9 protein-coding genes and 1 other RNA gene are annotated in these 10,995 nt (G+C 63.8%); 9 read left to right on the plus strand and 1 reads right to left on the minus strand.

Going from position 1 to position 10,995, the window contains the following annotated elements; all coding sequences use genetic code 11:
- The first annotated feature begins 126 nt into the window (after nucleotides 1-126).
- The 9 genes from J9885_RS07185 to ffs all read left to right on the plus strand — a co-directional run bounded on the left by J9885_RS07185 (nucleotide 127) and on the right by ffs (nucleotide 9,540).
- Nucleotides 127-1,638: a CoA-acylating methylmalonate-semialdehyde dehydrogenase gene (locus J9885_RS07185; protein ID WP_210548571.1), complete on the plus strand. Its 1,512-nt coding sequence runs from the start codon at nucleotides 127-129 to the stop codon at nucleotides 1,636-1,638.
- Between the two features lie 38 nt (nucleotides 1,639-1,676).
- The gene (locus J9885_RS07190; RefSeq protein ID WP_210548572.1) at nucleotides 1,677-2,834 is read left to right on the plus strand and encodes an acyl-CoA dehydrogenase family protein; all 1,158 of its coding nucleotides are present in this window, start codon (nucleotides 1,677-1,679) and stop codon (nucleotides 2,832-2,834) included.
- 134 nt (nucleotides 2,835-2,968) lie between these two features.
- Complete coding sequence (locus J9885_RS07195; protein WP_210548573.1) at nucleotides 2,969-3,766, plus strand: enoyl-CoA hydratase; 798 nt, start codon at nucleotides 2,969-2,971, stop codon at nucleotides 3,764-3,766.
- Nucleotides 3,759-4,859, plus strand: coding sequence for an enoyl-CoA hydratase/isomerase family protein (locus J9885_RS07200; RefSeq protein ID WP_210548574.1), 1,101 nt, complete (start codon nucleotides 3,759-3,761; stop codon nucleotides 4,857-4,859). The genes J9885_RS07195 and J9885_RS07200 overlap by 8 nt, the downstream gene beginning before the upstream one ends.
- A 40-nt stretch (nucleotides 4,860-4,899) precedes the next feature.
- Nucleotides 4,900-5,832, plus strand: a complete 933-nt coding sequence (gene mmsB, locus J9885_RS07205) for a 3-hydroxyisobutyrate dehydrogenase (RefSeq protein ID WP_210548575.1) — start codon at nucleotides 4,900-4,902, stop codon at nucleotides 5,830-5,832.
- 61 nt (nucleotides 5,833-5,893) lie between these two features.
- Nucleotides 5,894-6,655 carry an SDR family oxidoreductase gene (locus tag J9885_RS07210; protein WP_210548576.1) on the plus strand — a complete coding sequence of 254 codons (762 nt, stop codon included), beginning with the start codon at nucleotides 5,894-5,896 and terminating at the stop codon, nucleotides 6,653-6,655.
- Nucleotides 6,656-7,023: 368 nt separating this feature from the next.
- Nucleotides 7,024-8,460 carry an arginine-ornithine antiporter gene (gene arcD / locus J9885_RS07215; RefSeq protein WP_043760933.1) on the plus strand — a complete coding sequence of 479 codons (1,437 nt, stop codon included), beginning with the start codon at nucleotides 7,024-7,026 and terminating at the stop codon, nucleotides 8,458-8,460.
- A gap of 92 nt (nucleotides 8,461-8,552) precedes the next feature.
- Nucleotides 8,553-9,341, plus strand: a complete 789-nt coding sequence (locus J9885_RS07220) for a sulfite exporter TauE/SafE family protein (protein WP_043760931.1) — start codon at nucleotides 8,553-8,555, stop codon at nucleotides 9,339-9,341.
- 102 nt (nucleotides 9,342-9,443) lie between these two features.
- An RNA gene (gene ffs, locus J9885_RS07225) (signal recognition particle sRNA small type) lies at nucleotides 9,444-9,540 on the plus strand.
- 604 nt (nucleotides 9,541-10,144) lie between these two features.
- On the opposite strand, the gene J9885_RS07230 is transcribed toward ffs, so the two are convergent.
- Nucleotides 10,145-10,909 carry a LuxR C-terminal-related transcriptional regulator gene (locus J9885_RS07230; RefSeq protein ID WP_160171617.1) on the minus strand — a complete coding sequence of 255 codons (765 nt, stop codon included), beginning with the start codon at nucleotides 10,907-10,909 and terminating at the stop codon, nucleotides 10,145-10,147.
- Nucleotides 10,910-10,995: the final 86 nt, after the last annotated feature.

Consider the following 10,995-nt stretch of genomic DNA (forward strand, 5'->3'; position numbering starts at 1 on the left):
CCGCCGACCGCAAGGGGCTCCCTTCGGGTGGGAAACGCAAGGAGCGAACATGATGATCAGCGTGTGCATGAGGGGGGCGGACTTGCGGTGCCCGGCCACTTTCTGCCAACCAGAGGAGAGGGCGGCATGAGCCAACACCATACCCAGTTCGGGGATCTGCCGCTGCATATCGGCGGCGAGCCCTATCCATCCGCGAGCGATCAGTGGATTGAAGTCAGCAACCCGGCGGATCAGAGCCTGCTGGCGCGGGTGCCTAAGGCTACCCCTGCCGAGATCGAGCACGCGGTACGTACCGCCCACGATGCCTATCTGTCGTGGCGGGAGGTGCCAGCCTCCGAGCGGGCCCGGGTGATGTTCAACTACCAGCACCTCTTGAAGGTGCACCACGAGGAGCTGGCGACCCTGCTGGCCCAGGAGACCGGCAAGAACCTGGCGGACGCCAGGGGGGACGTGTGGCGCGGCATCGAGGTGGTGGAGCAGGCCTGCGCCATCGCGAGCCAGACCCTGGGGGAGACCATGGGCAACGTGGCGCGCCGGGTGGACGGCCACTCCTGGGTGCAGCCCCTCGGGGTGTGCGTCGGCATCACCCCCTTCAACTTCCCGGCCATGATCCCGCTCTGGATGTTCCCGCTGGCGGTGGCCTGCGGTAACGGCTTCGTGCTCAAGCCCTCGGAGCAGGATCCCCTCACTCCCATGCGCCTGGCCGAGCTGTTCATGGAGGCAGGGGCCCCCAGGGGCATTCTCTCGGTGGTGCACGGCGGCGCCGAGCAGGTGGATGCGCTGCTCACCCATCCTGACGTCAAGGCGGTCAGCTTCGTCGGCTCGGCCCGGGTCGGGGCCCATGTCTATCGCACCGCCACCGCCCAGCTCAAGCGGGCTCAGTGCTTCGTCGGTGCCAAGAACCACATGGTGATCATGCCGGACGCCAACAAGGCGCAGGTGCTGAGCAACCTGGTGGGGGCCGGGGTCGGCGCCGCCGGCCAGCGCTGCATGGCCATCAGCGTGGCGGTGTTCGTGGGGGGCGCCAGGGAGTGGATCCCGGAGCTCGCCGCCGAGTTCGCCAAGGTGAAGCCCGGTGTCTGGCACGATCCCGACGCCGCCTACGGCCCCCTTATCAGCCCGGAGGCGAAGGTCAGGGTGGAGGGGCTCATCGAGGCGGGGATAGCCGAGGGGGCCGAGTGCCTGCTGGACGGGCGTTTCTGCGACGTGCCCGGCTACCCGGTGGGCAACTGGGTGGGGCCGACCCTGTTTCGCGGCGTGACGCCCCAGATGCGCATCTACAGGGAGGAGATCTTCGGGCCCGTGCTGGTGTGTCTGGAGGTGGGCAACCTCGACGAGGCGCTCGCCCTCATCAACGACAACCCCTATGGCAACGGCACCTCCATCTTCACCGGCTGTGGCGCCGCCGCCCGCAAGTTCCGCCACGAGGTGGCGGTAGGCCAGGTGGGGATCAACGTGCCCATACCGGTGCCGCTGCCGTTCTTCTCCTTCACCGGCTGGCGCGGCTCCTTCTACGGGGATCTGCACGCCTACGGCAAGCAGGCGGTGCGCTTCTACACCGAGACCAAGACGGTGACCGAGCGCTGGTTCGACGAAGACATTCCCACCGGCCCCAACATGACCATACAGCTGCGTTGAGTGGCCCGAACGATCGAGACAACAAGGAAGCAGACAAGATGGATTTTAACCTGACCCCGGATCAGCAGGCGTTCATCGAGGCGGCCGGCGTCTTCGCCGAGGAGGCGCTCAAGCCCCACGCTGCGCGTTGGGACAAGGAGCACGAGTTCCCCATCCCGACCATCAAGGAGGCGGCGGCGCTCGGCTTTTGCGGCCTCTACACCCCGGAGCAGTATGGCGGGCTCGGTCTGCCGCGCCTCGATGCCAGCCTCATCTTCGAGCGCCTCGCCATGGGCTGCACCTCCACCACCGCCTATCTGACCATTCACAACATGGTGAGCTGGATGCTGGGCAGCTGGCTGCCTCCCGAGGTGGCCGAGGAGTGGGTGCCGAGGCTCGCCAGCGGCGAGCTGCTGGGCTCCTACTGCCTCACCGAGGCGGGGGCCGGGTCCGATGCGGCGGCCCTCAAGACCCGTGCCCTGCGCGATGGCGATGATTACGTCATCGACGGCAGCAAGGTGTTCATCTCGGGGGCGGGCAGCACCCAGGTGCTGGTGGTGATGGCCCGCACCGGTGGCGAGGGGGCGAAGGGGATCTCCGCCTTCATGGTACCGGCCGAGACGCCGGGGGTGAGCTACGGCAAGGCGGAAGAGAAAATGGGCTGGAACAGCCAGCCCACCCGGGAGGTGAACTTCAGCGCCGTGCGCATCCCTGCCCGCTACCGGCTGGGGCTGGAGGGGGAAGGGTTCAGATTCGCCATGCAGGCGCTCGATGGCGGGCGCATCAACATCGCCACCTGCTCGGTGGGCACCGCCCAGCAGGCTCTCGACGATGCCCTGGCCCATGTGCAGCAACGCCAGCAATTTGGTCACCCGATCAGCGAATTCCAGAGCGTGCAGTTCCGTCTCGCCGACATGGCCACCGAGCTCGCCGCCGCCCGCCTGCTGGTGCGTCAGGCGGCCGAGAGACTCGATGCTGGGGCGCCGGACAAGAGCGCCTGGTGCGCCATGGCCAAGCGCTTTGCCACTGACGTGGGCTACCGCGTCTGCGACGAGGCTCTGCAACTCTTTGGCGGCTATGGTTATATCCGCGAGTACCCCCTGGAGCGCTACCTGAGAGACACCCGGGTACACCGTATTCTGGAGGGGACGAACGAAGTGATGCGCCTCATCATCGCCCGCCGCCTGCTGGCGGATCCCGGTCTGTCGCTGGGTTAGCCGGGGGAGGCGAGCTTGCCGACCCGGGTGGAGGGATCCACTGACCCTCTCGCCGCCCGTTGTGTGAGCGCGTCGAATGTTGGCTCCATTCAACCCTGTCATCATGGACAGGTTTCAATGACAAGGACGATGCAATGACAAGGATCAGGCTCGAATACCAAGGTCACGTGGCCTATATCACCCTCGACCACCCGCCTGCCAACACCTGGACCCTCGCCAGCCTGCAGGCCTTCCTGCAGATGATGGTGGAGCTGGACAGCCGCCCCGATGTGGTGGCCCTGGTGATCCGCGGTGCCGGGGACAAGTTCTTCTGCGCTGGCGCCGATCTCAAGATGTTCGCCGACGGCAACGTCGAACACGCCCGCGACGTGGCCGAGGCCTTCGGCCGCGCCTTCGAGGCGTTGGCCCGCTTCCACGGGGTCAGCATCGCCGCCATCAATGGCTATGCCATGGGGGGCGGACTGGAAGTGGCGCTGGCCTGCGACATCCGCATCGCCGAGCAGCAGGCCCAGCTGGGGCTGCCTGAGGCCTCGGTGGGGCTCCTGCCCTGCGCCGGCGGTACCCAGCGCCTCACCGAGCTGGTGGGGCCGGGCTGGGCCAAGCGGATGATCCTCTGTGGCGAGAAGGTGAGTGCCACCCTGGCCTACGAGATGGGGCTGGTGGAGGAGGTGGTCAAGGAGGGGCACGCCTGGGAGGCGGCGCACCAGATGGCCCGGCTGGTGGAGCGCCAGAGCCCGAGCGCCCTGCGCGCCTGCAAGCAGCTCATCAACCAGGGGCGAAGCGGCCATCGTGATGCGGCGCTGCCGCGCGAGCGCAGCCTCTTCCTCGAGCTGTTTGAGGATGCCAACCAGCGCGAGGGGGTGGCCGCCTTCCTCGAGAAGCGTGCCCCGCACTGGCACTATGACAAGCCCAGGGGAGAGGCCCATGAGTGAGCCCGTCGTCGTCACGACCCACCCCACCGCAGACGGCCGCCAGATTGGCGTCCTGACCCTGGACAGCCCCGCCTCCCTCAATGCCCTGAGCCTTGAGATGATCCAGTTGCTGCAGGCGGCGCTCACCGCCTGGGAGCAGACCCCGTCCATCGTCTGCGTGCTACTGCAGGGGGCCGGCGAGAAGGCATTCTGCGCCGGCGGCGACATCCGCTCCTTCTATTACCGCAAGCAGGAGGCGAGCGAGTCGGAGCTGTTCGGCTACGCCCGCGATTTCTTCGAGCAGGAGTACCGGCTCGATCATCACATCCACCGCTACACCAAACCCCTCATCTGCGTGGCAGACGGCATCTGCATGGGGGGGGGCATCGGCCTCTTCGCCGGGGCCGCGTTCCGGGTGGTGACCGAGAAGAGCCTGTTTGCCATGCCGGAGGTGACCATAGGTCTCTACCCGGACGTGGGAGCCAGCTGGTTTTTGAGCCGGATGCCGGGGCGTCTCGGGCTCTGGCTCGGCCTCACCGGCGCCCGCTTCAACGGGGCGGATGCCCTGGGGCTGGGGCTCGCGGATCACGCCATGGCAAGCCGTGAGCGGGCCGAGCTGCTGCCCCGCCTTGCGGCCCTCGACTGGTCCGCCGACGCCAGCGAACAGATAGAGGGGCTCCTCGCCGGCTTGCAGCGTGGGCTCGGCCAGGCGCTGCCGGCCCCCGTGATCCTGCCCCATCAGGCCCGCATCGATGCACTCCTGGCTGGCCGCTCCCTGCAAGGGGTGCTGGAGAGGCTGGCGTGCGCCGAGCTGGATGAACCGGCGCTGGCCCAGGCCCGGGCGACCTGCCAGGGGGGCAGTCCCATCAGCCGCGCCATCCTCTGGCGCCAGTTCTGGCAGGCGCGCCGCCAGTCCCTGGCCGAGGTGTTTGCCGACGAGCTGACGCTCTCGGTCAACTGCGTGCTCAGAGGGGACTTCGTGGAAGGGGTGCGGGCGCTGCTCATCGACAAGGACAAATCCCCCCGCTGGCAGGCGCCGCAAGGAGGCGAGGCCTGGCTGGATGCCTTCTACCGCTGGCCCGAGGGAACGAATCCCCTGAGCCCTGCCTGCTGAGGCGCGGGACCCACGAACGGAACATATCAAGGAGCAGATCATGACAAGGATTGGATTTATCGGGCTGGGCAACATGGGGGGGCCCATGGCCGCCAACCTGGTCCGGGCGGGGCACAGGGTACAGGTGTTCGACCTGGTGCCGGAGAGCCTGAGCCGGGCGATCGCCGCCGGTTGCATCGCGACCGCCGATGCCCGGGAAGCGGTGAGCGACTGCGATCTGGTCATCAGCATGCTGCCCGCAGGGGAGCATGTGCGCAGCCTCTGGCTGGGCGAAGGTAGCGGTGAGCAGGGCGGCCAGGATCTGCTGGCGGCCCTGCCGGCGGGCACCCTGGTCATCGACTGCTCCACCATAGACGTGGCCTCGGCCCGCAGGGTGGGGGAGGCGGCGAAGTCGCGCGGCATCCGCTTCATCGATGCCCCTGTCTCGGGGGGCGTGGCCGGCGCCACGGCAGGGACGCTGACCTTCATCGTTGGCGGCGAGGCGGCGGACTTCGAGGCGGCCAGGCCCGTGCTCGCCTGCATGGGGCAGAACCTGTTCCACGCCGGGGCGCTCGGAGCGGGCCAGATCGCCAAGATGTGCAACAACATGCTGCTCGCCATCCACATGGCGGGCACTGCCGAGGCGCTGGCCCTCGGGGTGAAAGAGGGGCTGGATCCCGCCGTCCTCTCCACCATCATGGGCAAGAGCTCGGGCAACAACTGGAGCCTGGAGCGTTACAACCCCTGGCCCGGGGTGATGGAGAATGCCCCGGCGTCACGCAACTACCAGGGGGGGTTCATGACCCGGCTGATGGTGAAAGACCTGGGGCTCGCGATGGCGCTTGCCGAACATGCCCACAGCGCCGTACCCATGGGAGCCCTGGCCCGCAACCTGTTCAACCTGCATGCGGCCAAGGGACCGGACACGCGGGATTTCTCCAGCATCGTCGAACTCTATCGAGATGCGGAGCTGGATCAGACCAAGGCGGGTTGAGCCGGCGCGGCCATCCCCTTTATCCACCCATTTATGGCCGGGCAACCGGCAAGGAGCATCCATGGATATCACGCAGAAGGTCATCGCCATCACGGGGGCGGGCAGGGGGCTCGGCCGCGCCATCGCCCTGAGCCTCGCTGAGCAGGGCGCGGTGCTCGCGCTCATCGACGTCAACCGCGCGGATCTGGAGGTGACCGAGGCCGAGGTGCGCAGCCGTGACGGCCGCTGCGCCCTCTTCGTCTGCAACGTGGCGAGCGAGCCCGAGGTGGAGGCGACCTTCGCCGCCATCGACGAGCAGTTCGGCGTCCTGCACGGCCTCATCAACTGCGCCGGGATCCTGCGGGACGGAATGCTCATCAAGGTGAAGGAGGGAGAACTGCTGGAGAAGATGAGCCTGGCCCAGTGGCAGAGCGTCATCGACGTCAACCTCACCGGCACCTTCCTGTGCGGGCGCGAAGGGGCGGCGCTGATGGCAACCGGCGGGGAGGGGGGCGTCATCATCAACATCTCTTCCATCGCCCGCGCCGGCAACATGGGTCAGAGCAACTATGCCGCCAGCAAGGCAGGGGTGGCCTCGCTGGTGGTGACCTGGGGGAAGGAGCTGGCCCGCCACGGCATCCGGGTGATGGGCATCGCCCCCGGGGTGTTTGCCACCGACATGACGGCGGCCATGAAGCCCGAGGCCATGGCCCGCATGCAGCAGGCCATCCCGGTGGGAAGCCTGGGGGAGGCGGCGCAGCTGGCCCACACGGTACAGTTCATCCTCGCCAACGACTACCTGTCGGGTCGGATGATCGAGATAGACGGGGGACTGCGGCTCTAGCTCGCCACTCGTTTATGGTGACCACTGCGCCCCGGATCCCGGGGCGTTTTCATGAGCAGTGCCGGCAGCCCGCAGGGATGAATAGCCATGCAGCCTTTTTCCTAAAAACCCCGGGTCACATCATGGAAAAACGTGAAAGATCAACGGGTCTCTCTTAATTTGAACCAGCTCACAGGCGAGGTGAGTGAGTGCTGTAGAATTGCGCGCGGTCAAGACGGTGCGTGATTGGCGCTGCGAAGGATTGCGGTCGGAATAGTCATGCAATATAGTTGCCGCCTTTTTCACGGGGTACGGATCTTTCGCCCCTCCCATGTCGCGCGCTGTATGAATACGGATGCTCAGCCGCCGCCTAAGAAAACAGGTTTGAGATGGACAAGAAACTGGGGCTCGGTGCCCTCATTTCGCTGGTGATCGGCTCCATGGTCGGTGCCGGGGTCTTCAGTCTGCCACAAAACATCGCGGCGCATGCCAGTGCCGGGGCCGTCGCCCTGGGATGGACCATCACGGGGATCGGCATGATCTGCCTCGCCTTGGTGTACCAGAACCTCTCCATGCGCCGTCCGGATCTCGATGGCGGCATCTTCAGCTACGCCAAGGCAGGGTTCGGTGACTTCGTAGGCTTCAACGCAGCCTGGGGCTACTGGCTGTGCCAGCTGCTGGCCAACGTCTCCTACGCCATCGTGGTGTTCAGCGCCCTGAGCTACTTCTTCGATACGCCGGACAATGTCATCTTTGGTGACGGCAACACCCCGATCGCCATCACCCTTGCGTCCCTGCTCATCTGGTCGGTGCATGCCCTGGTGCTGCGCGGCATCCAGGTGGCGGCGCTGGTGAATATCGTCACCACCATCGCCAAGATGGTGCCCCTCATCGTCTTCTGTGTCGCCATCCTGCTCGCCTTCAACATGGAGACCTTCACCCTGGATCTCTGGGGGCAGGGGAGTCCCGAGCTCGGCTCCGTGATGGATCAGGTCAAGTCCACCATGAAGGTGACCCTCTGGGTCTTCATCGGCATCGAGGGGGCCGTGGTGGTCTCCGCCCGTGCCCGCCACCGCAAGGACGTGGGCCGCGCCACCGTGCTGGCCCTGCTGGGCGCCCTGGCGCTCTATGTCATGGTCACCCTGTTCTCCCTGGGGGTCATGAACCAGCCGCAGCTGGCGGCCCTCAAGAACCCCTCCACCGCCATGATCCTGGAAGCCGTGGTTGGCCCCTGGGGCGCCTGGCTCATCAACATCGGCCTGGTGATCTCGGTCATGGGGGCCCTGCTGAGCTGGACCGTGCTGGCGGCGGAAGTGCCTTACATCGCGGGCAAGACCGGCGTCTTCCCGGCCTGGTTCGCCAAGGAGAACAAGAACGGCTCGCCCCAGGTGTCGCTCTGGTGCTCCACCTGCCTGGTGCAGATCTTCCTCATCATCATCTACTTCCAGAGCAGCACCTACCTGGCGCTGGTCAACATCGCCACCTCGGCGGCCCTGGTGCCCTATGTCTTCTCCGGCGCCTACGGGCTCAAGCTGGCGATCCAGGGCACCACCTACGAGCAGCAACCCCATCAGCGCAAGCGTGACCTGCTGCTGGCCCTGGTGGCCACCGCCTACGGCTGCTGGCTGGTCTATGCGGCGGGGGTGGAGTACCTGCTGCTGGTGGCGCTGCTCTACAGCCCCGGCATCTTCATCTACTGGAAGGCGCGCCAGCATCACGGCCTGCGCAGCCTCAACCGGCTGGAGCAGGGGATGACGGCGGCCCTGCTCGGCTGCGCCGTGCTGGCCTTCTACAAGGTGATGGACGGTACCATTCCCCTTCATTAATCGGCACAATAAAGAGATGGCCTGGCGCCATCTCTTTTTTTATGGGTATTGGCGGTCGAGTCGACCGCCAATTTATTAGCGAAGGAAATTTTATGCTGTTTGTGGGGTATCTGGTGTTGGGGGCCTTCGCGGGCATGCTGGCCGGGCTGTTCGGGATTGGAGGCGGGCTCATCATAGTGCCCGTGCTGGTGCTGAGCTTCCACGCCCAGGGCGTGGCCCCGGAGATCATCACCCACCTGGCACTCGGCACCTCGCTGCCCACCATGATCTTCACCGGTTTCAGCTCCCTGCGAGCCCATCAGGAGGCCGGGGCCGTCGACTGGGTGATGATACGGCGCCTCGGGGCGGGCATGTTGCTCGGGGCCTGGCTCGGCGGCATGACGGCAAATCTGCTCAGTGCCAGCACCCTCAACATCATCATCGGCTGTTTCGCCTGGACCATGGCGCTGCAGATGGGGCTCAACTTGAGGCCCAAGGCGGAACGTCGCATGCCGGGACCGGTCGGCACCGGGATCGCGGGCAGCATCATCGGCTGGATGTCGGCCCTCTTTGGCATCGGCGGCGGCTCGCTCACCGTGCCTTATCTGAGCTGGAACTCGGTGCCCATGCGCAACGCCGTGGCGGCCTCCGCCGCCTGCAGCATGCCCATCGCCCTGGCGGGTAGCCTGAGCTACCTCTACGCCGGCTGGGGGAACCCCGATCTGCCCGAGTGGAGTGCCGGCTACATTTATCTGCCGGCCCTCGTCGGCATCGTGCTTACCAGCACCCAGTTCGCCCGGTTCGGCGCCAGGCTGGCACACCGGCTGTCACCCGCACGACTGAAGCAGGCCTTTGCTCTCCTGATGCTGGTGGTGGGGGCCAAATTCATGCTGTTTAGCTGAACCCTTGGCCAGATTGTTGAAAAATAAGGCGAACGGCTCGCGCTGTGGCAGAAAGCCATTGCATTGACAGGCCAGTTTGCCTATTCTCCTCGCCGGTGGTCCTATTGGTCCTCTCGCATTGATAACCCGTCGACCTGGTCAGGACCGGAAGGTAGCAGCCAAGGCGGGGGACTCGAGTGCCGGGATGTGGCTGGTAGGGCCACCACTTGTTTTTGGAAATCAATAAGTTACAGCTAATCACCCCCTTCAGACCTCTTGGTAATCCACTTTGTGTGGATGGATCAGGAGTCTTCTCTGTGAATCTCTGGCTCAGTCCCCACGGCATCTGGTATTACCGGAAAGTGACCACGCTCCCCTGTGGTCGTCGTAAAGAGATCAAAAAATCCCTGCATACCCGAGACAAGCCTTGTGCACGCCAGAAGGTGACCCAGCTGCTTTCCTGTCTGTGTTCCAGACCCAAGTCCAATCAGTTGCCTGCAGACGCCACAGTCGACCGACAAGAGCAATCAGCAGCCCAGCCGATGACACCGGCGGTCAAACCGCTTGCTCCGCTTCTGTCGGTCTTGAGTAACCGCTATCAGAGAGAGAGGGCCCTCTCCTGGGCACCCAAAGAGCGAAAGAACCAGAAAAACTATCTCGGTTCCTTTAATCGAGGCACTCGGCGACAGGCCAGCCGCAGGCTACAGAAAGGCTGATGTGGTCAAGTTCAAGGAGAGGTCGCTGAACTCCGGCAAGAGCCCAGCCACCATCAACAAGTATCTGCAGAAGCCGGGGAGATTCAGATGGTGATTCAGGGGGGGAATTCAGCTCACAAACATCAAAAGTCTCATCATTGATGCAACAAGATCGTCAGCCAGTATCGAAAATGAGGATACCCAGCACAGGAAACGCTGTGGCAGATTTTCGTTAGCCCATTGCACCGCCTGTAAACGATTCCGCACACCTATCTTCTTGAATATTCGATAGAGATGAGACTTGGTGGTGTTTTCACTAATATAAAAACTCGTTGCAATATCATGATTGGAGTGGCCCAGACACAACTGGTTCAATATTTCCAACTCTCTCTTGGTCAAGAGACAGTTGGAACTTGACGCTAAGGCACAATTTTTAATTTGCTTGCGATATAAGTCAGCCAACATATCACGTGGTATCCAGAGCTCCCCCAGCAGAATTTTCTTGATCCCACATGCCAAGCATTGAGGTAAGTCTGAGGAAAAAAAGACCCCAACACAACTGGGCCATTGCAGCATTGACCATATATCGACATGTGGTTCTGCATTTAACAACGCTACAATGTGTTTCTGGTTTGTGGTTTGACTGTAAGCCTGCCATTCAATTAACTCTTTTCCCTTGATGGTAGCCATGTCAATCAACCATAAAACGGCCTGAGCTAAAGCATCTGGTGGGCATTCTGGAGAGGGGCTGGTATGAATGCATTGGACGGTAATTTTTAACTCTTGGGACAAATAGCTAGACAACATACTGGTCTGCAGTGATGGCTCTGCTACAAGGAGTAAAGTGATGTCCCTGTCCTTCATCTCCTGTATCTGCTGCATCTGCATATGCATATGCATCTCCGGCATCATTTTAACGTAGCCTCATAGCCAAGAATAGGGATAAGCATAGACCATCACTGCATGGAGTGAGCAACAGG

The organism is Aeromonas sp. SrichE-2G (assembly GCF_017939565.1).
Classification (GTDB): Bacteria; Pseudomonadota; Gammaproteobacteria; order Enterobacterales; family Aeromonadaceae; genus Aeromonas; species Aeromonas taiwanensis.